The organism is Nocardiopsis halotolerans DSM 44410 (assembly GCF_000341065.1).
In the GTDB taxonomy this organism is placed as follows: Bacteria; Actinomycetota; Actinomycetes; order Streptosporangiales; family Streptosporangiaceae; genus Nocardiopsis; species Nocardiopsis halotolerans.
In genome coordinates this window covers 928-25671 of record NZ_ANAX01000102.1, presented here as the reverse complement: position 1 = coordinate 25671, position 24744 = coordinate 928, and the positions used below count along the sequence as shown (strand labels likewise).

Genomic DNA, 24744 nt, shown 5'->3' with positions numbered 1-24744 from the left:
AGGGGAGTCATCCAAGGAAACGGTGTTCATAACTTCCCTTCACCGAAGCGGCCAAAGTGGTGTTGGCGGAGAGCAGACGCTGGTTGGAGACCATGAGGGGCGCGGACAGGAGGTCGCGCAGGATGCGGGCGACCGAGTGGTCGCCGTGCTCCAGGTAGCCGGGCATGCCTGTTGCGCGCAGCGCGATCTGGGCGATGTCAGTCGCCAGTTCGGAGGCGCCGACCTTGAGCGCGTTCAGGCGCGCGCTTTGCGACATCGACGCACTGTGGTCTGCGGACCACAGGCGGCTGACCAGATCCACCGCCGCCGAGATCTGTGCTTGGAGCGCGTCGAGGCGCCACTGGGCCTCCCCCAGGAGGGGTGAGGGGTGGTCCCGTCTGCGTGCGAGGCGCGCGGCCCGGTGCACGGCCTCCGTGGCGAGCCCGCACCAGACCGCTGCCTGGAGTACATGGGCGATAGGGGTCATAGTGTCCTCGGCGATCTGCCTGAACGGTGCCGGGAACACCTGTTCCGCCGAGAACTTGGACGAAAGTTCGAAGGGTGGGCTGCAGGTCCCCCGCATACCGAGCGAGTCCCATACCCCACTCTGTGTCAGGGCGGTCTGCTCCCGGTCAGCGAGGACTAGGACCTGGTCGTTGGGGGCCGCGTCCTCGGACCGCCGTGCGGTCACGAGGAGGAAGTCGGCGTAGGCACCGTAGGAGATGACGGGGGAACTCTTCTGGACGGAGAGGCCTTCACCGGATGGCACGACCGCCGCGCCGCTGCTGCCGAGATCGCCGCCGACGGCCTTTTCGCTGGTGACGGAGGCGACCAGGCACTGCCGGCTGACGATATGGTCCAGGCGGTCCCGCAGTTCCGGAACGGACCGCCCGTGCCTGAGCAAGCAGGCGACTTGGATCTGATTCATGGCCCAGATCATCGCCGTGGCCCCGCATGAGCGGGCGAGGGCGACCGCGATGTCGGCGAGCGCGGCGACCCCGCCCTCCGGTCCGAGGCCCTGTTCCCCGCTCGCGACCGCGCACAGCAAGCGCGCACGTCTGAGGGCATCGATGCCCTCCACGGGGAAGCGGGCCCCGCGGTCCACATCCCGGGAGTGCTTGGCGAGCACCTTCTGGGCGATGCGCGCGGCCTTTGTGACCGGTTCCGTTCCTACTGCCTCCCGGGCGGGTTCCGTGACGGTCATCCCGCCTCCTGTTCACCGGTGATGGAGAGGACCGCTTCGGCCAGGGCCCGTATGCTGGAGAAGGTTTCCCTGGTGAGGAGTTCGTCCGGCATCTCCACGTCGAACTCGTCCTCGACGGCGATCATGATGCGTACGCTGCGCGCCGAGTCCATACCGGCGTCCCAAAGGTTCGTGTCCGGGGCTGACACGTCCGTGGATTCGTCGAGCCCGGAGTTCTCGGCAACGATTCTCCGCACTCGGTCGAGTGTTTCCAAAGGTCGTCTCCTGTTCTTCAGGGGAAGGGGTGGGCACGGGGCCGGTCATGTCGGACGAAGGGCTTCGACGGCGCTGCGGAGAATCTCCGTCTCCCGTTCCCTGACCCGTTCCAGGCGTGCTTTCCAGGTGTCCGCGAAACGGGAGGAACGCCCGCTGAGCTCGTACTTCAACATCCCGTTTCGCAGGGCTAGCGCGTCGGCCTCCACCTCTCGGAACGTTGTCGCCAGTCCGGAGAGGCAGTCCTTCCCTGTCAGTTCGGTGAGTCGCTCGAGCCGCAGGGTCATCAGGTGTTTGTGTTCCCAGAGGACGTGCAGGTTCCGGATGTCGTAACGCTCGGCTCCGGAGACGTAGTCGGTGACGTACTCGGAGAGAAGGTCGTAGGACCGAATCCCGTAGACGCGGTTCCAGGGGGTCTGGAGCGAGCCGAAGCGCAGCGACGCGTTGTCCCCCCGCAGGTACTCCTCCAGGGCCTCTCCGACGAGTGAGGGGTTCATCGTGTAGTCGCAGTCACGACTGACTCTGTAGAAGAAGACCTGGTGGCAGCCGTTCGGAATGGCGTCGAGGTCGGCGTATCCCGCGGCGAAGTCCCGGTAGCCGATGTGTGAGCGGTCCAGCGTTCCCGTGTCCGAGTAGCCCAGCAGCTCGAAGACCCCTGCCCCGTCGTCGAATCCGCACAGGAGCACGTCGTGGGACTGGTCGCGTTTCCCTGTGGCGTCGCGGCCCGGTACCCGGAACTCGTTGAGATTCAGGTACGGGTAGTACCCGGCGGCGATGGCGTCCCTGCAGACCGACACGGCGTCCTGCCCGGTGGCCGCCATCCAGAACCGGTCCGTCTTGACCGTTTCCAGCCAGGGGCTCCGCGAGTAGTCGAAGAAGTAGAACGCGAAGGGGACCGGAGCCCTCTGCTTCCTGGGGTCGTACACCACGTGTATGTGGTTGCTCAGCACCCAGTCGGTGGCGTCCTCGACGGTGGCGAGGATGGCCAGGGGAAAGGCGTAGAACTGATACCCGGAGGCCAGGGGGACCTCGATCGGAAGAGAGATCCGCACGGTACTCCTGTCTTCCTGATGTGAATGATGGCGCCGGGGCAGACCAACACTCACGCACCCGGAGTAAAGATCCTTGCTCTCTCTTGCTTGGTCAACACAAGAGCAAGAGGCGCGTTAAGCCTGATCATTAGGGCTTTCCGGCTAGAGCCACGGCGAGAAGCTACCACCGATCAAGTCACACACGCAAGGTTTTTCAGGTTCTGGTTAATCTTGCGTTCACACTTTCATGGGGCTAGTGTCTGCTCCCGTCCACTGGCGAGAAGGAAACCCCTTATCGAGACACAGGCACTCCCCCAACGCTCCTTGGCGGTCCCGGGAAGCCTTCCAGGAAAGCGGTCTTGACCTTGTGTTTCACCCATTTCGCAAGCCCTCGCTGGTACTACGGAACGAGACGTGCTCCCTCTTGGAGAGAGGGGAACCCTCTTGCGAGGGTTTCCGTAAGAAGTTCACAGATACGGAAGGCGAAACCCATGCCCACCCCTCTCGGTGATGTGTCCACATCCGGCCATTCGAAGGTCGAACGTGCTTCCCTGCTGGCAGAGACGAGCCGGGATCTCATCGTCCGTGTCGGAGGCGAGTTCATGAGGTCGTCCAACATCGCGGAACGCGAGGCGGAAATCGGGGTGCGGGAGCGCAGCCTCTACGTACGCGGCAGGCTTTCCGCTACCGGCACCCCTTCCCTGGCCACCGCGACCCAGGTCTTCGGGATCTTCCCGGAGTGGTTCATGAAGTACGTCTTGCGCAGATCACGCACTCTGACCGGTGAGGATGCGCTCCGGCACTACAGCGAGGTCTGCTGGGAGTGGGGAGAGCGCAACCTTCCCGAAACCGGTGACGAAGGCGCTCTGGCCCGCACCCTGCTCACCATCGCCGACCGCGCTGACGCCGGTGCCCTCCCCCTGTTCGCGGGCTGGCGGTCCGCCCCCCGCCCTGAGAGCGACCGTGCTCTGCTCGCCCACGCCTTGATGCTCGTGCGCGAGCTGAGAGGCGGCCTCCACTTTGCGGCGCTCCGCGTCCACGGACTTGACATCCCCCTCGCCATCGTGGCGGACCGCTTCGAAGGGGGCCGGGCGCGTCTCCTGCGCAGCGGTTGGAGTGAGCCTGAGGTGGACGAGCTCATGGCCCGGGCCGAGCAGCACCCCGACCTGCACCAGGCCTGGAAGCGGGCGGAGGACACGACCAACCGCCTGTTTGGCGAGGTGTTCGTCGGGACCCTCACCGCCGAGGAGTTCGACCGTCTGACCGTATCCCTGTCGAACGCGTCAGAGCAGGCCGACCCCGCCTGAGCGCCTCCACCCTGACCAAGGAGCTGTCACCGCTGTCCCCCATCCGGCTCTTCTGTTTCCCCCACGCTGGGGGGAACGCACGATTCTTCGCCCCTTGGCGCCCCGCCCTCGCGCCCGGGATCGAAGTGTGTCCGATCGAAATCCCTCCCCGTGCGGAGGTCGCACGGCCCCACGCGACGACCCTGGCGGAGACACTCGCCCGCACCGTCCGTGAGCGTTCCGGCGACCGCCCCTACGGCCTCCTCGGTCACAGCATGGGGGCCACCCTCGCGTTTGAGACGGCACGGGCACTGGCCCCCTTGCCGGGGCCGCGTCCGCTGTGTCTGGTGGTATCCGCGTGTGCTGCCCCGGGGGTCGCAGAACCGGGTGCCCCGCACGCCCTCATGGGTGACGACGAACTGGTCAGGGCGATCACCTCAATCGGTGGGGTCCCCGAGGAGCTGGCCCGGCATCCGCGGATGCTTCGTATGCACCTGGGCACCCTGCGATGGCACCTGGACCTCGATCGGGAGCTTCGTGCGCGCCCACGGACCCGGCTCGACCTGCCCTTGGTCGTCTACGTGGGCGCTGCCGACCGGCAGGTCGACCACGCCGAGCTCTCCGTATGGCGGGAGCACGGGACCGGACCGTTCACCTTCCGGGTTTTCGAGGGTGACCACTTCTACCTCCAGGGCGCGCCGGCGGAGGTCATGACTGCCCTGGTCGATGATCTTGGCGCCCCGGCCGGCTGAGACCAGGGAAAACCAGAGCAGGCCCGACCGGGCACACCACCGGAGGAACTCGGAAGAGATGGCACAGAAACGAGCGGAACGGCTGGCGACGCGGCCCTTCCCGAAGGGATCACCGCCCCCTGCGGGCCTTGGCCGGGCGATCGCCACGCTCGGACCGAAGGGGACCGACGCCGAGAACGAGGCCCGGAGGTGGTCCGAGGACGTCGTGCTGAAGGACTCCTTTCCCGAGGCCATCGAACACGCGCTGAAGCACTCCTCCTATGCCCTCGTCGCCGCCGGATACCTCGACATCGTCGACGGCGCGGTGGTCGACAACTGGGCCGACGTGCACTTTCGCTACCACGGCAGGCTCAACCTGGCGTGCGTTTGGGAGAGCCCCACCAAACCCATGTGCCTGGCCGTCAACCCCGCGAAGGCACAGGTGAGGGATCACATCGGCTCGGCCGCCCTGCACCCCGCCACCCTGGCGTTCGCGAAACGACTCCTTCCCCCTACCGCGCGCCTCACCTTCGTCACCGCGAAACCGCTCGGTGCGTACAAGGCCTCCTCCGGTGAGGTCGACGCGTGCATCGGATCCGTCGACGTGGTCGAGGAGCTGGGAAACCTCACGGTCCTGGAGACCATGCACCCCAGCATGGTCTGGTGCCTGTACGGGCCCGACCCGCGCAACCGCACCGAGATCGCGCGATCGGTGACCCCATGAGCCGGGAACCGCGCATCCGCACCGTGGCGGTCCTAGGGGCCGGTGTCATGGCCTCGGAGATGATCCCCCTGCTCCGTCGGTCCGGGTTCCGACTGCGCCTGTACAACCGTGGGGTGGAACGGCTCCGGGCGGTCGCGGGTGCGGACGAGGTCGCCGCCACGCCTCGGGAGGCCGCGGAGGGCGCCGACCTCATCTGCTCTGTCGTCGCCGACGACGACGCAGGCCGCGCCGTCTGGACCGGACCGGATGGGGCCCTGGCCGGGTTGCGCACCGGCGCGGTCGCCATGGAGTGCTCCACCCTGAGCCACCGGTGGGCCGACACCTGGGCTCGGATGGTCGAGGCCTGCGGCGGTCTGCCGGCGGACGCCCCGGTGACGGGGAGCCGACCGCGTGCCCGTAGCGGGGAGCTCATCATGTTCCTGGGAGCGGACGACGAGACCGCCGAACTCCTCAGACCGGTCACCGATGTTCTGACCGAGCGGGTCTATCGCCTGGGCCCCCCTGGGTTCGGCACCCGTTTTAAGCTGGCGCACAATCTGTTGGCGGCCTCCCTCCTGGCCGCCCTCTCGGAGGCCCTCAACCTGTCGGACTGTATGGGGCTCCCCACCGGGACGGTGGGCGAGATCCTCTCGACCTATGGTTGGGCGTCCGGGGTGGCGTCCACGTACTCGGACAACATGCTCTCCGACCGTCACGACCAGATCATGTGTCGACTCGGGCTCATCGCTAAGGACGTCCGCTACGCGGTCGACGCCGCGCGGGAGCACCGCGCGGAGGTTCCGCTGGGCGAGGCCGCCGACCGGGGTTTGCGCCGCGTCGTGGCGGAGGGGCACGGAGACCTCGACATGTCCGCGATCATGCGCCTCTACTCCTCCGCGGTCGCGGTCCCAGGAACAGCGGGCACCGGACCGTCCGACGCCAGACCGTTCGACACTGACCGACGACCGCGGAGAGCACTCTGATGCCGTACGCCTTGCGCCACCCCTCCCGATTCGCACCCCAGGGTTCCTGGTTCAGCCACTCAGTCTTTGTGCCGGACGAGGCTCGAACGCAGGTTTCCGCGTGGCTGGACCTCTACGTGGAGGCCGTGCAGGAGGAGTCCGCCGGGCTCACGGAGACGGACATCCTGGTGAGCGGGTCGCTGGCCCGGGGTGAACCGGCGGTCCTGGAGCACGCTCCGGGGCAGTTCCGGCTGGCTTCCGACGTCGACCTGGTCGCGCTCGTCCCGGACTACTCCCGCGACCGGTCCCGGGATCCTTTGTCGTCCCTGCCCTCAGCACTCAGGAGGCGCTTCCCGGACGTGGTGACCACGCTCTTCCAGGTGCGCAGGTCTCGGCTCGCGCACGTGCGCTCCCTCTTCGGCCTCGACCTGTGGTCGGGGAGCCGCCGCCCCCTGGCGGCGCGGGTCCCTCCGGCGGACTTCCCTCCCCCGGCGATCGGGCGTGAGGAGAGGTTGGAGGTATTGGTCCACCAGTTGGCCTCCTTCCTGCTCCTTGCTCCCCGGACAGGGCCGGGCGCTCTCCCGCTCCGGGAGGGGCTCTGGTTCCAGCGGAACAAGATCGCCTTGGAAGCGCTGCGGGGGACCCTCCCCCCGGGTGGAATTGGACCGCTCCGTTTCTCGGACCTCGTTCCCCAAGTGCCGGAAGGAGATCCGGTCGCCTGGGACACCGCCGCCCGGTTCGTCAAGGCACGGGAGTTGACTCTGGTGTCGGACCCCGGCGCCACCGACCTCGACGCTCTGGTCTTCGCAGTCCTGCTCCAGCACTTCACGTCCGAGGACCGATCGCCGGAGGCCCTCGTCCACGCGGTCGGGGCCGAGGCCGAGAACGCCGACGACCCCCTGGTGCTCTTCCGCCGCATGCTCCTACTCCACTACCTGGCGGTGCGGGGGCCGGTCCGTGCGCGGACGGCCGCCGCCGGGACCCTGCTCTCGGTCCTGGACCGCACCGAACCTTTCGGCCCTGAGGGGAGCCGGACACTGCCCGCCCGGGTGGCGTGGACGGCTCCCGAAGAGGTCACCTGTGGGACTGGGACGGGCCACGAAGAAACAACGGCCGTGCTGCGCGCACTGCGCCTCGATTACTACGCCCTGCTGGGGCCCCGCAACTTCGGAGAGCCGGCCGGGAACGCCGACCCCTCTGCCACATGACGAGGAGAGAAAGCATGCCTGAACACACACTGAGCGCCTACCCCGAATGGGTGTGGCGGCTGCCCGAGGCCGACACGTCCTTTCCCGGTTCCGAGGGGCGCCTCATCTCCGGGGGCACTGGGACGTCCGGGAACGGCGGGCAGGTCGTCCTGTGGACGTTCGAGGAAGGCGGTACCGTCCCCCCGCACGCGCACGGCCCTCAGCTTGGGGTGGTCCTGACCGGTGGCATGGAGCTGACCATAGGCAATCGGGTGCTTCGTTGTGGCCCCGGCGACGCCTTCGAAGTCGCGGACGGGGAGACACACTCCGCCGTGCTGGAGCCCGGAACGCGCGTGATCGAACTGTTTGAGGAGGGTGACCGGCACCGTGCGCGCGCCTGACGCCTCCGCTGTGTACTGGAACCCGCCCCCGACCCCCGGGAGCGCGGACGAGGCGTATCTGCTTCTCCCGGACCGTGTCGTCACGGGGAGGGGCGGGCGCGTCCTGAATGGGGGTTCGGTCCTGGTCAGGGGCGACCGGATCACCTGGGTCGGCTCTTGCGGGGAGCGATCTCCGAGCATCTTCCACCGCGTGGTCCGGCTCGAAGGCACCACTCTCCTGCCCGGGCTGATCGACGCTCACACGCACCTAGCCCTCGACGGCGGAACTGACCCGATGGGCGAGGCGCTCAGGAGTTCGGACGACGAGATCCTCGCGACCATGGAGACATCCGCCCGGCGGCTCCTGCTCTCCGGGGTGACCACGGTGCGCGACATGGGTGCCCCCCGCTTCCTGGACACCCAGTTCCAGGAGATCGCGTCCCGGGACGGCCTGCCTGTCCCCCGGCTCCTACTCTCGACGCGCCCGCTCACCCGACCCGGCGGCCACTGCTCCTTCATGGGCGGGGAGGTCACGGACGCGGAGCAGGGTAGAGCGAAGGTCATCGAGAACGCCGGTCGGGGCGCCGACTGGGTGAAGATCATGGTCACCGGTGGGTTCACCAGCGGAAGCGGCTCCCCGCACCGGTCGCAGTTCGACGACCGCGAACTGGATGCGATGGTTGGCGCCGCACACCTGCACGGCCTGCCCGTCTCCGCCCACGTTCACGGGACCGAGGGGGTGCGGGCCGCTGTACGTGCCGGGGTTGACACCCTCGAGCACTGCACCTGGTTCACCCCGTCCGGATTCGACCCCGACGCCGCGCTCATGAACACGATCGGCGCGAGCGGGATCGCCGTCTGCCCGACGATCAACCACCGTGCGCGAGCGTCCACCGGAAGCCTGTCCTGGGCAGTGCGGGCCGCCCACCTGCGGTCGATGCGCTCGGCGGGAGTCAGCTTCGCTGCGGGCACCGACTCCGGTATCCCCGGTTCCCCCCACGACCGAATGGCTGAGTCCCTGGCCGCCTACCGGGACCTCGGGTTTTCCGCCCTGGAGGTAATTGAGACCGCGACGTCGGGCACAGCCGAGGCCCTGCGCCTGGGCCACCTCGTCGGTGCGGTAGCGCCGGGCCTGCGCGCCGACCTCGTCGCCGTGCGCGGCACTCCCGACCATGACCTCTCCCACCTGCGGAGCGTGGCCTTCGTGATGCGGAACGGCCGCGTGGTGGGCAGTGCCCTCCCCGTTCCCCCGACCCACAGGAGTGAGTAGTGCACACCGACGAACGCCTGGTGATCGCCTATCCCTTCGATCCGGCCCCGACCCTCGACCTCGAACCGGAGTACGGCCCGATTTTGCTCGGCGATAGCCTCGTCCGGATCGCCATGCCGGTGGGCGGCCAGGCCTGGCTGGCCACCGCCCACGCCCATGTCAAGCAGGTTCTGTCTGATCCTCGGTTCTCCCGAGCTGCGGCGACCACTCCCGAGACACCGCGGCTGTCCCCGGAGATGATCCCCGCCAGTTCGATCATGGCCCAAGACCCTCCCGAGCACACACGGCTGCGGCGGGTCATCGCGGGGGCGTTCACTTCCAGGCGGATCGAACTCCTCCGCTCCCGGGTCCGGGACATCGTGGACGATCTCCTGGACGGAATGGAACAGGCTGGGGGTCCCGCCGACCTGAACACCCACCTGTCGGTCCCACTCCCGCTCATCGTGATCTGCGAGCTTCTGGGCGTCCCCGACCAGGACAGGGAACGCTTCACCGCCCTCGCGGAGAAGTTGACCTCCCGGGAGCTGAGTGGAGACGAGATCGCCCGGGCCAGGACCGACATGGAGGAACGCCTGCGCCTGCTGATCGCGGACCGCACACTGGCACGGGGTGAGGACCTCCTCAGCGACATGCTCGACGCACAACAGGAGGCGGACCGCCTCAGCGAGGCCGAACTCGTCAACCTGGTCGTCGCCCTGTTGGTGGGCGGTCGTGGCAGCCCTTCGGTCTTCCTGAGCAGCTCAGTGTTCACTCTGCTCCAGAACCCGGACCAATGGCAGTTGCTGTGCGAGGACCCCACACTCGTCCCCAGCGCGGTGGAGGAGCTGCTCCGGTACGTACCCATCGGCGTGGCCGGAGGCTTCGTGCGTGTGGCCTTGGAGGACGTCAGCGTGGGCGACACCCTGGTCCGCGCGGGAGAGGCGGTGGTCCCGGCCATGATTGCGGCGAACCGCGACGGCCGCGTCTTTGAGGAACCCGACCGCCTCGATATCACTCGGGAGCGCTGCCCCCACCTGGGATTCGGACACGGAGCCCACCACTGCGTGGGCGGCCCACTGGCCCGGTTGCAGGCGCAGGTCGCCCTGGATGCCCTGGTCCGGCGCTACCCCCGCCTGTCACTCGCCGCCGGGGAGCGGGACACCGACTGGGAGACAGGCCGGGTCGTCCGTGGCCTTGCTTCCCTACGGGTCGTGTGGTGACCCGGTGAGAGAGGAGAGAGGGAACGAAGCGGAGTGGTCGGTATGGGTCGACCCCCTCCGGTGCGAAGGGGCGGGGGTGTGCGTCTCCGCCGCTCCTGGATACTTCGTACTTCGTGAAGGGGTGTCCCACCCGCTCAACGGGCGGGTATTCCCCTCCGACGACCTCCTGGCGGCGGCGCAGACCTGCCCGGTCGAGGCCATCAGGCTGCCTGGGATCACGGAGTCACCGCCCCGACAGACGCGGGCGGAGCCAAGCACGACGAGCGCAGAGCATGAGGAGCAGTGACATGAGCCAGGGAGAGTTTCTGACAGCGGTCGCCGAGGAGTATGCGAGCCTCGATCCGCTGAAGGTCCGCATCGCCGCACACCAGGAGCTCAGCGAGTTCCCCGACGACGTGGAGGCGGCCGTCCTCGATGGCGCGGAGTGTTCCCCTGAGCACGACGTCGTCGACGTCGGGTGCGGCACTGCGGGTTTCCTCCGCGCCCGCTCCGTGGCCGGGCACCGCGGACGCCTCGTGGGTATCGACACCGCACCGTCCGCCGTCGAGGCCGCGCGGGCGGTGCCGGGTACAGAGGGACTCCTGGGTTCGGCGACGGAACTGCCCCTCCCCGGTGGAGCCTTCGACCTCCTGTACGCCCGACACATGCTCTACCACGTGGACGATCCGGCGAAGGCCCTGGCGGAGTTCCGCAGGGTCCTGCGCCCCGGAGGGACCGCGGTCACTGTGGTCAACCACGCGGAGGTGGTACCGCACGCCACCGGGATGGTCCGCGAGGAGATCGCCCGCCAAGGGCTGGACCCGGGCATGCGCACGGTCAACGGCATCCACTCCGACAACCTTCCGCCACTCCTGGAAGCCGCGTTCGGCAACGTGCGTACCACCAGGTACGACAACAGCCTGATCTTCTCGGAACCCGGCCGACTGGTGGAGTTCTCCGTCGCCTTGCTGTCCGTCTGCGGGCTGCCACCGGAGGCGCCGGAGCGCCCCGCTGTCGTCTCCGCGCTCCATGATCGGATCCATGCCTGGTTCGACGGGAACCGGGGCCCGTGGCGCGACCCGAAGGGATACACGGTCAGTGTCTCCGTCCGTACAGACTCATGACCCGTCCGTGAGGGGAAGCGCCCTTCCGGAGCTCCGCTTTTCGGCCCGCTGGCAGGCCGAGGGCGGCGGCGTTGATGGGACGGTCGTGATGACCGAGGCCGACATGGACTTCCTCCCGGACCCGCTGATCCGAGCCGCGGTCGAGGAGAGGTTCAACGAACCCGTTGGCTACGCGCCGCCCTACGGAACCAGCGGTGTTGCGGGCGCCCTCGCTGACTTCTACCAGCATCGGCACGGCTTGGACGTCCCGGCCGAGGCGTTCTGGCTGCACAGCGGGACCCTCCAGGCTGCGGTACTGATCTTCGACGCCCTGTTGGAGGCCGGGGACGAGGTTCTCTACTTCACCCCGTCCTTCCGGCCGATCAGGGAGGTGGTCGAGGCAGCCGGGGGGCACCCGGTCCCGGTGGGATTGGATCCGTTCTCCGAGCGGCCGTTCTCCCCAGAGGGGCTCTCCCGGGCGCTGTCTCCGCGGACGCGGGCGATCTTCCTGTGCCACCCGCACAACCCGACCGGGTACGTCTTCTCCCCCGAGGACCTGGCCTTACTCGCGGAGGTCGCGGTGCGTGAGGACCTGATGATCGTGTCGAACGAACTCCACGCCCGCGTCCTTCTGGAAGGCACGTACACCAGCATGGCCTCCTTCGGGGGCGAGGTGGCACGGCGGACCCTCGTGCTGTCCGGGGCGACCAAGTCCCACAACATCGCGGGCATCGGCGGCGGGTTCGCCTTCTCCCGCAGCCGGGAGCTGGTCGACCGGATCAAAGGCAGGGTGGGATACCGGCTGGGTTCGGCCCGCCCCCTCCAGCAGGCGGCCATGGTGGCCGCCTACCGGACGGAGGACTCCCCTTGGCTGGTCGAGACGCTGGCGACCCTCAGGAGGTCACGCGACCTGCTGCGTGATGCGCTCGCGGAGAAGGGGGTGGTCTCCAGCGCTCCCACAGCCACCTACTTCCTCTGGTCCGTCCTACCCGAGGACGACGACCGCTCGCTGGCCCGGCTCATGCGGGACCGATGCCGGGTCGCGGGGCTCCCCGGCACCGACTTCCTCTCGTCGGACCGGCACCTGCGACTCGTCTACGCGACGGACGCGCGAAGGATCGGGGAGGTGGTCGGGCGTCTGCGGAAGGAGTGGTGAACACGGTGTCTGCCCCGGTCCTGCCAGGGAGCAGGGCGGGGCGGGCACCGGGCCCATTCAGGCCTCTGCGGGGGAGCAGCGGGTGCAGGGCGCCCGCGGCTTCGAGGGCCCCGACTTCGAAGGAGGCCCGGTTCGCGATCGCGTTGGGTATGTCTAGGCAGGTGCCATCCACCGCGCTCAGTCGATAGTCGCGCCAGAACGCCTCCAGGGGTCTTCGGAGCGGCCATGGGGTCGGACGTGCGGGTGAACAACAACGCCAACGGTTCGGTGCCCAGTCGCTCTCGTCCTTGGCTTGCTTGCCTGTCCACGCTCGTGGTTTCTACCAGCGACAACACCCTAGAACAACGGTGTTGGGGTTGTGCGGTCGCGATGCGTCACATGCTTGCCCCTGGCTGGCTTCCTCCTTATGACGGGATTTCTTTTCCTACATCAAGGAGGACGAGGGTTTGCCGATCCGCACCATCGAGTCCAGCGCCCTGGCCCAACACGCCCAGGCGGTGCTCTACCAACACCGCCTGGTCACCAGCCACCAACTGGCCCGCCTGCTCACACCGGACACCGCCTCGCGCCGGTACATGCTCCACGTCCTGCACCAACTGCGAGCCCAGGGCCTGGCCGACCGCGTGGTGCCCCCGGGTCGCCGACCGCACCGCTGGTTCCTCACCCCCGCAGGGGCACACGCGGTACAGGACACCGACCAGGTGCCGGCGCGCCCCTACCAGATGAACCCCGAGCGCGCCGCAGGCCCGCTTGCTGAGCACATGCTGGCGGTAGTCGAGACGGGCCTGGCCTTCTTCGAACACGCCCGTCTCCTGGGGGATGACTTCGAACCCCTGCACTGGACCCCGGAGGTGGCCCACCGCTACACCAAGGCCAACGGCAGGTTCGCCGACACCCACGTGATCAGCGACGCCCTGCTGCACTACATCGCCGTCGAACCCCGTGGGACCCGTAGACAGATCCAGTTCCTGGTGGAGGTGGACCGCGCCACCATGCCCGTACACCGGCTGGCGGCCAAACTGGTGGCCTACGCCCGCTACTTCGACCACCACCCTCTGCGCAAACGCGGGAGCGCTGCGGACGGATCAGCGCGTCCGGCGTGGCAGGAGCGCTACCCGCGCTTTCCCCGGGTGCTGCTGGTCCTGGACGGAGCCAACGAACGACGCCTGGCCAACCGCCGGACCGACCTGGCGGTCTACATCCGGGCCTCGCAGTACCTGATGGTGCCTCGGCCGAGGTTCGCGATCGGATGCACGACGATGCCCGACCTGGTGGAGCAGGGGCCACGGGCACGAATCTGGCTCAACCTGCTCGACCCGTCGTGGGACCAGGAGCAGTACACGGACTTCGCGCTGGGTTTCGCGTAACCCAGGCCCTGAAGTCACCCTGTCCCAGCATTCTCGCGACCAGGGAGGAGAGAGCAGCGGAGAGAGACGACAGGAGCATGGAACGGCTGATGACGCTCAAGGAGATGGCGCGCTACTTGGGCAAGTCCGAGCGCTGGGCACGGATGGAGGGCCGTGATCTGGGGCTGCCCCTGGTGGTGATCGGCAGATCGCTGCGCTGCGATCCGGCCGAGCTGAGGAAGTGGGTGCGTCAACAGAGGTAGGGCCTGTCAACGGGGGAGGTCCCCGGCACGCCGCCGGGGACCTCCGGGCGTTGTCGGTGCTACTGGAACAGCGCCTTGCTGACCACTCTGCTCATGCTGGTCAGGGATTCGGGCAGCAGGTGCTTGTAGGTCTTGTGGGTGACCTGCATGTCCTTGTGGCCCATGTAGTCGGCCACGTCCGACAGCGGGATGCCGTTGCGCACGGCCGTCGAGGCGAAGAAGTGCCGCAGGCCCTTGGTGTCGACCTCGGACGGGATCCGGGCGATGCGCCGCTCTGGGACATACCGATGACGTATGGATCATGGATGGCTCGCGCGCCGTTTCGTCGATGGCGGCGTGCCAGCACTGGGGTGTCAGGGGGTCCCTGCCCGCCACTGAACGTGCTGGGGCACGACGTCGTCGGCGTGCCAGCGCAGCTCGGAGTCGACGGCCACCACACCCTCGATCTGCCGGACGCGGTGGATCAGCTTCTCGACGTCGCTGCGGTGCTCCACCTCGCCGGTCAGCCTCACCACCCCGTCCTCGACCGTGGCGATGGGTTCCGGCAGGATCTCTCTGATCACGCTCCGCGTCTCCTCGGCGATGTCGTCGTCCTCTCTCACGAAGACCGACAGCAGGTCCCTCCTACTCACGATTCCGATCAGGTTCCCGTCCCCGTCGACGACCGGCATCTGCTTGACCCCGTGCCGCTCCATCAGCCGGGCGGCGAGGACGACGGACGCGTCAGAAGCCACCGTCACGGCGGGTCTGGTCATCAACTCGGTCGCGTTCCTGGCCGCGGCCTTGTCTCCCGCGCTGCCCCCCGCCCCCAGCCGGGCGCGCAACCGGGCGCGCAGCGGGGGGTCGTAGTCCCCTCCCGTGAACTCCTCCTTGTGGAGCAGGTCTCCCTCGGAGACCACACCGACCACGCGGCCCTCGCCGTTGGTCACGGGCAGCGCGCTCACGCCGTGGGTGACCAGCGCCTCGGCGACCTCGCGGTAGCCGGTGTCCTCCGTGACGGAGAAGACCTCGGCCGTCATGACGTCGCGCACGGTGTGCATCAGGGGCTCCTCTCATGTCCTGCCCTGGACGGCGGCCGACCCGGAACGGCCAGTGCGGTCCGTTCTCTCGTGAACGCCCTTCCGGCCCCTCCGCCTCCACTCCGTCCCTCGTCCCAGCCTTGTCCGCGGATGCCCGGAGTACCAGGGCCTTGGGCCCCGGCTGAGGCGGGCCCTATGGCTCTCCCGGCCGGGCCCCGGCGTCCCGACTCCCTCGCCGGTCACAGCGGTCGGAGCGCGCGCAGGTACGGGTCCCCGTGCGGATACCTGGCCACCCGCACACGAGCGTCGACGCACACGGCCGACGAGGAGCCGGTGACGACCGGGTTCATCTCGGCTTCCGCGATCTCCGGCAGGTCATCGACCAGCTTCGAGAACCTCAGCAGCGGTTCCTCCAGTACAGCCGGCTCCACGCCCCTCTCCCCGTCCCGTTCGCCCAGGCGCCTGAGCTCGGGCACGGACCGGACCATCTCGGCCGCGTCGACGTCGGTCAGCGGGGTGAGCCTGGACGTCCGCGAGTTCAGCGCCTCGGCGTAGCTTCCGCCGGGCCCGCACACGATCACGGGGCCGAAGTCGGGTTGCTGGACCGATCCGATCAGGACCTCGAAACCGGGGGACACCATCCCCTGCACGAGGAAGTCGCGCGCCCTTCCCCGGAACCGTTCGGCCAGAGCACGGTAGGCGTTCCTGAACCGCTCCTCTCCGGTCAGGCCGAGGCACAGGGCGTCGGCGCGTCCGCGATGAACGATGCCCGCCACGTCCGCTTTGAGGGCGACCGGCCCGGAGATCTCCGCCGCCGCGCGCAGCGCCTCCTCTTCGGTGCGTGCGTGGCGCCACGGCGCGAGCACGATCCCGTAGCAGGCGAGCAGCTCCATCACACGGTGCAGGGGCAGCCATCCACCCTGGGACGGGAACTCCAGAGACTCGTTCACGATCTCGGCCGCCCGGTACGACGCCACGCCGGAGAGTGCGGGGATCCTCCCGGGCGGGCGGGCCAACCAGGAGGCGCGCCGCCACGCGGCGCCGAGCGCCGCCGCCGCCGGCTCGGGGCCGTTGTACGAAGGCACGCACCTGCCCTCGCTCCCGATGACGGCCACGGACTCGGGCTGTTCGGGCGTGACCGCGACCACCGGGACGTCCCGCACCGCCGCGCTGACGGCCGGGGCCGGATCGGCGAGCGCCGTGGGGACCGTGATGGCCATGACGGCGTCCACCTCCGGGGCCGCGGACAGCGCCTCCAGGCAGGTGCGCAACTGGTCGCTGCGGGCCGCCGGCGTGGTGTCGACGGGATTGGCGCACAGCGCTCCGTCGGGCAGTGACTCCTCCAGGCCGCGCCGCGTCCGCTCGGAGAGTTCGACGATCTCCAGCCCGGCGTCGTGACACGCGTCAGCGGCCATCCCCCCTATGCCGGCGGTGTTGGTCAGGACCGCCACACGGGGACCTCGGGGAAGGGGCTGGTGGGCCATGAGGGCCGCCGTCGCGACCAGTTCGCCGACTCCGGACACGGCTGTGACCCCGGCCTGGTCGAACAGGGCGTCGGCGGCCGGGACGGAGGGGAGGGAGGGACCGCCATGCGCCAGGGCCGCTCGTCTCCCCGCCTCCGAACGCCCCGTACGCACGGCCAGGACGGGCATCCGCCGCCCGACCCCGCGGGCGAGTCGGGAGAACTTCCGGGGGTTGCCGAAGGACTCCACGTGCACCACCGCCATGGTGGTCGACCCGTCCGCCTCCCACCAGCTCAGCATGTCGTTGCTGCTGACGTCCAGGCGGCTGCCCACCGCCAGGGACGAGGACACCCCCACGCCCAGACGGCTGAGGTGGTCGAACAGGCTGATGCCGACCCCGCCCGACTGCACGACCAGACCCGCGCCTCCGGGGGAGGGCGGACGCGCGGCGAAGGTCGCCTGGAGGTTCACCCCGGGCTCGGTGCAGACGACGCCGAAGCTGTTGGGTCCCACGAGCCGCATCCCGTTGTTCCGGCACACCGACAGCAGTTCCCGGCTCGTGTCGGGGCCAAGGTTCGAGGTGACGACGACGAGCGCTCCGACTCCCCGCTCACCGCAGGACCGTGCCACGGGGACCACCGCGTCGGGAGGGACCGCCACCACCGCGAGGTCGGGGGGCTCGGGGAGCTCCGCGACGGAACGGTGGACGGGAAGGGAGACGTCGGCGACGCTGGGAGCCTGAGGATGGACGGCGTAGACCGGTCCGGTGAAACCGTGGCACGCGATGCTGCGCAGGATCGCGTTGCCGATCGACACCGCACGGCTCGTCACACCGATGACCACGGCCGACCGGGGGCGCAGCAGTCGTTTGAGGCTCTCCCTGCTGGCCTGCTCCTCCCTGCGGCCCACAACGTCGACGTAGTGGTCGTCCTGGTCCAGGGGCAGGGTCAGTTCCACCACTCCCGCGTCGGTCCTGCGGCGCGACCGCAGTCCCGCCTCGTCGCACACGCGCAGCATCTCGTGGTTGGCGGCCAGGACGTCGGCGTGGAAGGCCCTGATCCCGCGTTCCCGTGCCACCGAGGCCAGGTGCTCCAGAAGCAGGGTGCCCACGCCGCGCCCGTGCGCTCCTTCCGCCACGGCCAGCCCCAGCTCCCCGGTGTGGGGGTGCTCGGTTGCGTCGTAGCTCGCGACACCGACCACCTCTCCGTCGAGGACCGCGAGGAGGGCTGCTCGGTGTGTGTCACCATCCGCGCAGGCCCTCTCGGACGCCGCCCTGGCCGAGGACGTACTGGGCAGGAAGAAGCGCATGCGCAGATTCTCCTGCGACATCCCCTCGTACAGCTTCCGTACCCTGACGACGTCCTCGGCCCGGGCGGGACGGATCAGCACGATGGCTCCGTCGGACAACAGGGCGTGAGAGGTGCCCTCGTCCGTTGTCCGTACCGCTTCGTCGTCGATTCGGCTGGTCATGGTCGCTCTCCCCCGGGTCGTGGCGTCCGAGCCGCCGAGTCGGCGGAAGGCGCCACCGCGTGTGACGCGGCGCGTCCTCCAGTCTTCTCCCCGCTCGCGGATCCGGCTTGGGGACGGAGGTCGCCTCCGTCCGGGTCCAACGGCCCATGCTCCGGTGCTCCACGACCGGTGAGGATGCGGGTAACAGGGGACGCGGGAGCGTCTTCTTCGGCGGGGAGGGGAGCAGCACCATGAGGCGTGAAGAGGCCACGGGCACCACGGGGAGCGACCTCGGACGCCGAGCCGCCGCGCGCCGGGCCGAACTCGGACTGACCCGTGAGGAGGTCGCACACCTGGCCGACATGGACCCCGGGTACGTGGCCTACCTGGAGGAGTACGCCCCCCGTATGACTCGGCAGGCTCTGTACCGCCTCGCGGGTGCCCTGAACACCACCCAGGACTACCTGTTGGGAGCCGACACCGACGTACCACCCGGTTCCGCGACCACCTCGGTCCTCCTTCCGGAGACGACCGTGCTCCCTCCGGAGAGGTGCATGGAACTCATCGGTCCGGGCGGTGTGGGACGCATCGGTTTCATGCCCGAGGGCGCGACGGCGCCGATCATCCTTCCGGTGAACTACCTCGTCCGCGACGACGCCATCGTGTTCCGGACCACGGACCACGGAGTGATCGCCGGGTACGTCCCCGGCGACGCCGCCTTCGAGGTCGACCGGGTCGACGGCGCGACGAGCGAGGGATGGAGCGTCCTCGTCACCGGCCGAGCCGTGCCGGTGACCGACAAGGCGGAGGCGGCGTCTCTGCGCACGAGCGCTCCCGTGCGCCCGTGGGCGGGAGGCGAACACGACCTCTTCGTCCGTGTCGTGGCGTACGAGGTCAGCGGGCGCCGTGTGGGAGGCCGGAGCATGCGCTGACCCGTGTCGGCATACCGTTTCGGGACGGGTCCGCCACTGGTATCCGACTGCCTTCGCGGGTAGGGGACGAGGTACACGACGGAACGCGGTCCGGTCGCGTACCGGGTCGCGCCCGGCCCCGTCGGGCGAGCCCGCCCGTGTGGGAGGAGATGACGGCCTATGCAGGAGGAGAGCCGGGCCATCCGCGTCTTCTTGGTCGACGACCACGACGTGGTGAGGCGGGGGATCACTGCCCTGCTCCAGGACGAGGGGGACATCGAGGTCGTCGGGGAGGCCGCCACGGCGGCCGAGGCGCTCGGCCGCGTACCGGCCGCACGACCCGACGTGGCGGTCTTGGACGTGCGTCTGCCGGACGGCAGCGGTGTGGAGGTCTGCCGGGAACTGCGGTCGCGGTTCCCGGACCTGGTGTGCCTGATGCTGACGTCCTACTCCGACGACGAGGCCCTCCACGACGCCGTCATGGCGGGCGCTGCGGGCTACGTGCTGAAACAGATCCATGGTTCGGACCTGGTGGGAGCGGTCCGTACGGTCGCCTCCGGGGAGTCCCTGCTGGACCCGCACAGCACGTCCCTCGTCATGCGGCGCATACGCGAGGGGGCGGAGCCGGCCGATCCGCTCGCCGGTTTCTCCCCCCAGGAACGCCGCGTGTTCGAGCTGATCGGGGAGGGGCTGACCAACCGACAGATCGGCGAGCGGATCTTCCTGGCGGAGAAGACGGTGAAGAACTACGTCTCCAGTGTGCTGTCCAAGCTCGACATGCAGCGCCGTACCCAGGCGGCGGCGTACGCCGCGCGGCTCAAGGGCCGAGGCACGCGCGGCGGGCCCGGATGAGACCGGACACCCGGGGTGCCCGGCGTCAAGTGGCACAGGTCCCCTCCCCGCCGCGGCCTTGGGACCGGCCGGCCGCGACGCCCGCACCTGGTGTGCGCACGTGGGCACTCCTAATGTGGCGTGGGAGGGCTCCACAGTTAGTGGGAGGCGGTCATGGACCAGAGAGCGGACTCGCCCGTGGTGGCGGCGTTCAATGGAACCGCGGCGAGCGGAAGGGCCCTGGACTGGGCCGCTGACGAGGCGCGACGGCGGGGACTGGGGCTGCGCGTCGTGTACGCCTTCGACTGGCCGCTCTACCACTCCCCTCCCCGCGGCCTGCCGGGATTCGACGTGGACGAGTTCGCGCGCCGCATCGTGGACGAGGGTCGCGAACGGGCGTTGGAGCGGGTGCCGGGCCTCGACGTCAGGGCGGTGCATGTCACGGGCGACCCCGAACCGGTCCTGCTGACCGAGAGCCAGAAGGCGCACTCGCTGGTCGTGGGGGCGCATCGTATGACGGCGCTGGACAGAGTCCTGCCGGATTCCACGGCCCTGGAGCTGCTGGCCTGCGCCTCGTGTCCCGTGATCGTCGTTCCCGACCGGGAAGCGGCACCCTTCCACGGGCGCGTTCTGCTGGGCGTGGACGGGTCGCGGTCCGCGCGTTCCGCCACGGAGTGGGCGTTCGCCACGGCCGAGGCCTGGGGGTCGCGGTTGCGCGTGGTGGCGGTACGCGAGGAGACCCGTTGGTGGCGCTTCGGGGCGCTGGAGGACCCGACCTGGACCCTGACGGAGGAGGAGAGGAGGGCGGCCGAGGCCGAGGACGCGCGCAGGACCCGCCGGATGGTGTCACAGGCGGTCGAGGACGACCGTGCGCGCTGGCCGGGAGTGCGGGTCGAGGAGGCCGTGGAGACGGGTCACCCCGTCGAGGCCCTGTGCGCCGCGGCCCGGGACTGCGACCTGATGGTCGTGGGATCGCACGGACGGGGCGGCTTCGCCGGGATGCTGCTGGGGTCGGTGAGCCGGAACGTCATCTCACACAGCCCGGTCCCGGTCGCGGTGGTGCGACCTCCCAGGCGCTGAGCTCCCGGCGTCGGGACAACGGGGTGTCGGGCGTGCCGAGCGGCGCCGTGGACGTCATACCGGAGTGCCGCCCGAGGCCCCGGTGGCGGACAGGTCCGCGGCGATCGCGTCGGCCCAGCCGTCGATCTCGTCCCAGTCCCGGAAGTCGCCGTAGCGTCCTCCCATGAGCCGGTAGACCGCACGCCCGAACAGGGGCAGGTGTCCGGGCCGCAGGGCCCCAGCCAGGAGGCGGTGTTCACGGAACCCGACGGCCCCACGCAGTTCAGCGATCTCCTTGGGTACCTGGACGTGTTTCCCGAACCAGCCTCCGAGGACCCTCGCCAGACCCACGCTGAACAGCCAGACCGGCATTCGGCCGAGCGACTCGGCGTTGGCCCGGACGTAGTCGTAGGCCCCCGGGATCCAGGAACCGCCGTGGACCGCGCTGCCCAGGATCACGGCCTCGTAGCCGTCGGCCTCCGGCGCCCCGGGCAGGGGCCGCACGTCCGCCGTGTGTCCGCGCCCACGCAGGCGATCGGCGATCCTCTCGGCGATCTCCCGTGTGGAACCGTGCTCGCTCGCGTAACCGACCAGTACGAACATGCCGGCACCTCCCTTTCCGGGTCCCCCTCGCGGCCAGTCTGAGCGCGCGAACCCGTGCCTCGGCAGAGACGGAACTCCTCCGTACACGGGGACGTAGGACCCGGGCGGGTCAGCCGGTCGGCCCTGACGGGAGTACGGCGACGGAGGCAGTGTCGGAGGTGAGGGGAGGCGGGCCCTCCCCGGGGAGGTGTCCCGACATGGCTCATGGCACGCGTTATCCGGTGGTGGTCGAGGCCGCTCCGGACCCGACGGCGGGGCGCTGGCTCTGGCTGGTCAAGTGGCTGCTGGCGATCCCCCACTACGTGGTACTCGTCTTCCTCTGGACCGCGTTCCTCGCGCTGACCGTGGTGGCCTTCTTCGCGATCCTGTTCACCGGCCGCTATCCGGCGTGGGTGTTCCGGTTCAACACCGGAGTCCTGCGGTGGAGCTGGAGGGTGGGGTTCTACGCCTACTGGGTGCTGGGGACCGACCGCTATCCGCCCTTCACCCTGTCCGGGGACGTGGACTACCCGGCCCGACTGACCATCAGGGAGCCGGAGCGGATGTCCCGCGGGCTGGTGCTGGTCAAGTGGTGGCTGCTGGCCCTGCCCCAGTACCTGGTGGTGGGTCTCCTCGTCCGCGGCGGCGTGACCGTGGTGGTGGAGGATTCGGGGGCGGGGACACCCGGGGTGTGGGAGGCGATGTACCAGTCGCCAGGCCTCATCGGTCTCCTGGTGCTGTTCGCGGCCGTTTCCCTGCTCTTCACCGGAACCTACCCGAGGAACCTGTTCGACCTCGTGGTCGGGCTGAACCGGTGGGTTCTGCGTGTCGTGGCCTACGCCGCGCTCATGACCGACCGCTACCCGCCCTTCCGTCTGGATACGGGCGGGCCGGATCCGGACGGAGCTGCCGCCGGGGCCGAGCGGAGTGTGCCCTCCGGAGGCGGGGAGACGTGATCCGACCGCCTGTCGGCCTCCTCCACGGGCGCGATCGGAGAGGAGCACGTGTACGGGGCCGGCGCTCCGGCTCCGGCTCCGGCCCCGTACACGTGCCGCGACCGATCCGGTGTGCGGGACCGGCCGCGGCGACTACTCCTCGGCCTTGCGCGAGATCGGCACCTTGCGACTGCCCTCGGGCTTCTGCGACAGGCCGACGCTCACCTCAAGGATGCCCTTGTCGTACGAGGCGACGACGTCCTCCTCGTCGGCGTCGGCGGGCAGAGCGAGCGTGCGGCTGAAGGAGCCGTAGTGGAACTCCGAGTGCTGGGGCGTCGACGTGCTCTCCCCGCGCTCGGCCCGGATGGTCAGCGTGCCGTGTTCGACGGTGACGCTTAGGCCGTCCTCGGGGTCCACCCCGGGCACCTCGGCCCGGACCAGGTACCGGTCGTCGCGCACCGAGGTCTCGACCCTCAGGTTGGAGGGCGAGCGCGTCGAGAAGAACGGGGCGTCGAACAGTTCGGCCAGGTCCGGGAAGCGTCCAAGGCCCTCACGGCGGGAGATCGCGTTCATGTCCTACCTCCTCCGGTCGGGTNGGTCGGGCCGCGGCCTTCCACCACCACCCAACACCGGGCCGGGATCCTCCGTCAGGAGCCGAAGGCTCGGAACCGCCGGGCCTTTGGTCCCCCGCCCCCTCCCCCTTGGGTTCGGCGAGCACGTGGAAGCCCTCCTCCTCTTGGGCGAAGTGCAGGCGCAGGACCGCGTACAGCTCGATGACCAGCCGGGCCGCACGACGGCGCGCGTCCGCGTCCCCGACGGCGCCCACCTCCTCCAGGCACGTGCGCAGACGCAGGCACAGCTCGGTGATCTCCGTGTGTCCGCGACTCATCGTCGCGGTGGTGTCGGGTCCGCCCAGGGCTCTGGCGACCCTCGGGTAGAGCAGGTGTTCGTCCCGTTCCTCGTGGGCGGCCAGGGCGTCGATGAACTCCCTCAGACGAGTGGCTTCGGCGGACGGGGCTCCTCCCTCACGGGTGAGGGCATCCGCCGCGTGCGGCAGCGCCTCGATCCCCGGCCACAGCCGGATGTGCTCCTCCTGCAGGGTGTGCACCAGGTCGGCGTCGTCACCGCGCAACTCCGGCACCCGCTTCCCGCGTCCGCCTGACAGCGCGCGCAAGGCGTTGAGGATCACCGCGACGTCGATCGCCTCCTGGGTCAGTGCCCCGGCCGTGGGGGGAAGCAGTCCGATCGCGGCGACGACCATCGCGGCCGCGGACAGCAGCATGCCGGCGGCCGCGCTCTGGCGCGCGATCGCCAGGGTGCGCCGGGCGACGGCCAGGCTCTCGGAGACCCTGGAGAGGCGGTCCACCGTGACCACCACGTCCGAGGTCTCCGAGGACGCCGTCGAGCCACGCGCGCCCAGGGCCACACCCACGCCCGCTGCCGCCAGGGCGGGTGCGTCGTTGACGCCGTCGCCGACCATCACCGTGGGGGCCCGTGCGCTCTCATGGCGCACCACGGCGACCTTGTCGGCCGGGGACTGCTCGGCGTACACCGCGTCCGCCCCCACACGGGCAGCGACGCGCTCGGCGACGTCCCGGCGGTCGCCGGTGACCATCACCGCGCGTTCGATTCCCGACAGACGCAGCAGGCGCAGGGTGCGCGGGGCGTCCGCGCGCAGCCGGTCGTGCAGCAGCAGGACCCCGCGCAGGGCACCGTCGACGCCCACGAACACGGTGACCGCTCCGTCGCGTGCCGCCTCCGCGCGCGCTCGGGAGGCCCATCCGGGCTCGGCCCCTCCGTCCGAGGCCCAGGCGGCCTTGCCCACTCGGACCGGCCTGCCACCGACCGTGCCGCCGATCCCCCGCCCCAACTCCTCGGCCACCTCACGTGGTGGTTCGAGGCGCGTTCCACGCTCCCTGGCCGTGCGAACGATGGCGGACGCCAGCACGTGCGGAGAGGCCTGGTCGAGCGAGGCGGCCAGGCGCAGCACCTCGTCGGCCGACGCGTCCTCCCCGGTGACGATCCGGCCCAGCGCCGGACGGCCCTCGGTGACGGTGCCGGTCTTGTCGAAGAGCAGCACCCGGGCGCGCGCCAGCCGCTCCAGGGCCGCGCCCCCGCGCACGATGACCCCGCGCCGTGCGTTGCGCGACATGCCCGAGGTGAAGGCGATGGGCGCGGCGAGGATGAGAGGGCACGGTGTGGCCACGACCAGCACGGCCACGGCGCGCACGGCGTCCCCCGACAGCCACCACGCCGCACTCGTCAGCAGCAGCGTGAACGGCAGGAAGAGGGCCGCGTAGCGGTCGGCCATGCGCACGAACGGCGCGGTGCTCGACTGGGCCTCGCGCGCCAGACGAACCATCGCGGCGAACGAACTACTCTCGGCGTCGGTCGTGGCACGCATGCGGAAGGGACCGCCGGCGTTGACGGTTCCGCCCCGCACATCCCGGTCCACGGACCGTTC

General features: G+C 69.8%; 26 protein-coding genes (1 of these 26 only partly in view). 17 read left to right on the top strand and 9 right to left on the bottom strand.

Going from position 1 to position 24744, the window contains the following annotated elements; all coding sequences use genetic code 11:
• Nucleotides 1-7: 7 nt before the first annotated feature.
• The 3 genes from D455_RS0108015 to D455_RS0108005 form a co-directional block, all read right to left on the bottom strand.
• Nucleotides 8-1183, bottom strand: coding sequence for an acyl-CoA dehydrogenase family protein (locus D455_RS0108015; RefSeq protein ID WP_017570225.1), 1176 nt, complete (start codon nt 1181-1183; stop codon nt 8-10).
• Nucleotides 1180-1419 carry an acyl carrier protein gene (locus D455_RS0108010; RefSeq protein WP_083922171.1) on the bottom strand — a complete coding sequence of 80 codons (240 nt, stop codon included), beginning with the start codon at nt 1417-1419 and terminating at the stop codon, nt 1180-1182. The genes D455_RS0108015 and D455_RS0108010 overlap by 4 nt, the downstream gene beginning before the upstream one ends.
• Nucleotides 1420-1482: 63 nt before the next feature.
• Nucleotides 1483-2487, bottom strand: coding sequence for a hypothetical protein (locus D455_RS0108005; protein WP_017570223.1), 1005 nt, complete (start codon nt 2485-2487; stop codon nt 1483-1485).
• A 470-nt stretch (nt 2488-2957) separates the two neighbouring features.
• Here D455_RS0108005 and D455_RS35205 point away from each other — a divergent pair, with 470 nt between their 5' ends.
• From D455_RS35205 to D455_RS32610, 13 genes are all read left to right on the top strand, one after another.
• Complete coding sequence (locus tag D455_RS35205; protein WP_017570222.1) at nt 2958-3773, top strand: SCO6745 family protein; 816 nt, start codon at nt 2958-2960, stop codon at nt 3771-3773.
• On the top strand, nt 3734-4504 hold the full coding sequence (locus D455_RS32620; RefSeq protein ID WP_338037815.1) for a thioesterase II family protein: 771 nt from the start codon (nt 3734-3736) through the stop codon (nt 4502-4504). Before D455_RS35205 ends, D455_RS32620 begins: the two co-directional genes overlap by 40 nt.
• Nucleotides 4505-4562: 58 nt before the next feature.
• Nucleotides 4563-5207, top strand: coding sequence for a hypothetical protein (locus D455_RS29680; RefSeq protein ID WP_017570220.1), 645 nt, complete (start codon nt 4563-4565; stop codon nt 5205-5207).
• Nucleotides 5204-6169, top strand: coding sequence for an NAD(P)-dependent oxidoreductase (locus tag D455_RS32120; RefSeq protein WP_017570219.1), 966 nt, complete (start codon nt 5204-5206; stop codon nt 6167-6169). Before D455_RS29680 ends, D455_RS32120 begins: the two co-directional genes overlap by 4 nt.
• A gap of 68 nt (nt 6170-6237) precedes the next feature.
• Nucleotides 6238-7356 carry a hypothetical protein gene (locus D455_RS0107980; protein ID WP_152487025.1) on the top strand — a complete coding sequence of 373 codons (1119 nt, stop codon included), beginning with the start codon at nt 6238-6240 and terminating at the stop codon, nt 7354-7356.
• 14 nt (nt 7357-7370) lie between these two features.
• Nucleotides 7371-7736 (top strand): cupin domain-containing protein, encoded by a 366-nt coding sequence (locus D455_RS32115; RefSeq protein WP_017570217.1) that lies wholly within the window; start codon nt 7371-7373, stop codon nt 7734-7736.
• A 190-nt stretch (nt 7737-7926) separates the two neighbouring features.
• A complete protein-coding gene (locus D455_RS0107970; protein ID WP_160167832.1) occupies nt 7927-8985 on the top strand; it encodes a metal-dependent hydrolase family protein in 1059 nt (352 codons plus the stop codon).
• Nucleotides 8985-10184: a cytochrome P450 gene (locus D455_RS0107965; RefSeq protein WP_017570215.1), complete on the top strand. Its 1200-nt coding sequence runs from the start codon at nt 8985-8987 to the stop codon at nt 10182-10184. The genes D455_RS0107970 and D455_RS0107965 overlap by 1 nt, the downstream gene beginning before the upstream one ends.
• On the top strand, nt 10072-10470 hold the full coding sequence (locus D455_RS36115; RefSeq protein WP_083922167.1) for a ferredoxin: 399 nt from the start codon (nt 10072-10074) through the stop codon (nt 10468-10470). The genes D455_RS0107965 and D455_RS36115 overlap by 113 nt, the downstream gene beginning before the upstream one ends.
• 1 nt (nt 10471) lies before the next feature.
• Complete coding sequence (locus D455_RS0107955) at nt 10472-11287, top strand: class I SAM-dependent methyltransferase (protein WP_017570213.1); 816 nt, start codon at nt 10472-10474, stop codon at nt 11285-11287.
• Between the two features lie 88 nt (nt 11288-11375).
• Nucleotides 11376-12422, top strand: a complete 1047-nt coding sequence (locus D455_RS0107950) for an aminotransferase class I/II-fold pyridoxal phosphate-dependent enzyme (protein WP_017570212.1) — start codon at nt 11376-11378, stop codon at nt 12420-12422.
• A gap of 446 nt (nt 12423-12868) precedes the next feature.
• Entirely contained in the window at nt 12869-13789 is a 921-nt protein-coding gene (locus tag D455_RS0107945; RefSeq protein WP_017570211.1) for a replication-relaxation family protein, read from the top strand.
• 89 nt (nt 13790-13878) lie between these two features.
• Complete coding sequence (locus D455_RS32610; RefSeq protein WP_241480200.1) at nt 13879-14031, top strand: hypothetical protein; 153 nt, start codon at nt 13879-13881, stop codon at nt 14029-14031.
• A 59-nt stretch (nt 14032-14090) separates the two neighbouring features.
• Here the strand turns inward: D455_RS32610 and D455_RS35200 are convergent, their stop codons facing one another.
• From D455_RS35200 to D455_RS0107925, 3 genes are all read right to left on the bottom strand, one after another.
• Nucleotides 14091-14288, bottom strand: a complete 198-nt coding sequence (locus D455_RS35200; RefSeq protein WP_083922164.1) for a tyrosine-type recombinase/integrase — start codon at nt 14286-14288, stop codon at nt 14091-14093.
• A gap of 96 nt (nt 14289-14384) precedes the next feature.
• Nucleotides 14385-15071: a CBS domain-containing protein gene (locus D455_RS0107930; protein WP_017570208.1), complete on the bottom strand. Its 687-nt coding sequence runs from the start codon at nt 15069-15071 to the stop codon at nt 14385-14387.
• A 218-nt stretch (nt 15072-15289) separates the two neighbouring features.
• Nucleotides 15290-17983 carry a bifunctional acetate--CoA ligase family protein/GNAT family N-acetyltransferase gene (locus tag D455_RS0107925; RefSeq protein WP_017570207.1) on the bottom strand — a complete coding sequence of 898 codons (2694 nt, stop codon included), beginning with the start codon at nt 17981-17983 and terminating at the stop codon, nt 15290-15292.
• A 230-nt stretch (nt 17984-18213) separates the two neighbouring features.
• Between D455_RS0107925 and D455_RS0107920 the strand changes: the two genes are divergently transcribed.
• From D455_RS0107920 to D455_RS0107910, 3 genes are all read left to right on the top strand, one after another.
• Complete coding sequence (locus D455_RS0107920; protein WP_026122424.1) at nt 18214-18894, top strand: helix-turn-helix domain-containing protein; 681 nt, start codon at nt 18214-18216, stop codon at nt 18892-18894.
• Nucleotides 18895-19053: 159 nt separating this feature from the next.
• Nucleotides 19054-19725 (top strand): response regulator transcription factor, encoded by a 672-nt coding sequence (locus D455_RS0107915; RefSeq protein ID WP_017570205.1) that lies wholly within the window; start codon nt 19054-19056, stop codon nt 19723-19725.
• Nucleotides 19726-19878: 153 nt separating this feature from the next.
• Nucleotides 19879-20784 carry a universal stress protein gene (locus tag D455_RS0107910; protein WP_017570204.1) on the top strand — a complete coding sequence of 302 codons (906 nt, stop codon included), beginning with the start codon at nt 19879-19881 and terminating at the stop codon, nt 20782-20784.
• Nucleotides 20785-20838: 54 nt separating this feature from the next.
• On the opposite strand, the gene D455_RS0107905 is transcribed toward D455_RS0107910, so the two are convergent.
• Nucleotides 20839-21366, bottom strand: a complete 528-nt coding sequence (locus D455_RS0107905; protein ID WP_017570203.1) for a flavodoxin domain-containing protein — start codon at nt 21364-21366, stop codon at nt 20839-20841.
• Nucleotides 21367-21563: 197 nt separating this feature from the next.
• On the opposite strand from D455_RS0107905, the gene D455_RS29660 reads away from it, so the two are divergent.
• A complete protein-coding gene (locus tag D455_RS29660) occupies nt 21564-22301 on the top strand; it encodes a DUF4389 domain-containing protein (RefSeq protein WP_040684681.1) in 738 nt (245 codons plus the stop codon).
• Between the two features lie 132 nt (nt 22302-22433).
• On the opposite strand, the gene D455_RS0107895 is transcribed toward D455_RS29660, so the two are convergent.
• Both D455_RS0107895 and D455_RS0107890 read right to left on the bottom strand, forming a co-directional pair.
• Nucleotides 22434-22853, bottom strand: a complete 420-nt coding sequence (locus D455_RS0107895) for an Hsp20/alpha crystallin family protein (protein WP_017570201.1) — start codon at nt 22851-22853, stop codon at nt 22434-22436.
• Nucleotides 22831-24744, bottom strand: the 3' portion of a protein-coding gene (locus tag D455_RS0107890; protein WP_017570200.1) for a heavy metal translocating P-type ATPase. The gene runs 528 nt beyond the window's last position; 1914 of the gene's 2442 nt are visible here — the last part of the coding sequence; the start codon falls outside the window, past its right edge; its stop codon occupies nt 22831-22833. Before D455_RS0107890 ends, D455_RS0107895 begins: the two co-directional genes overlap by 23 nt.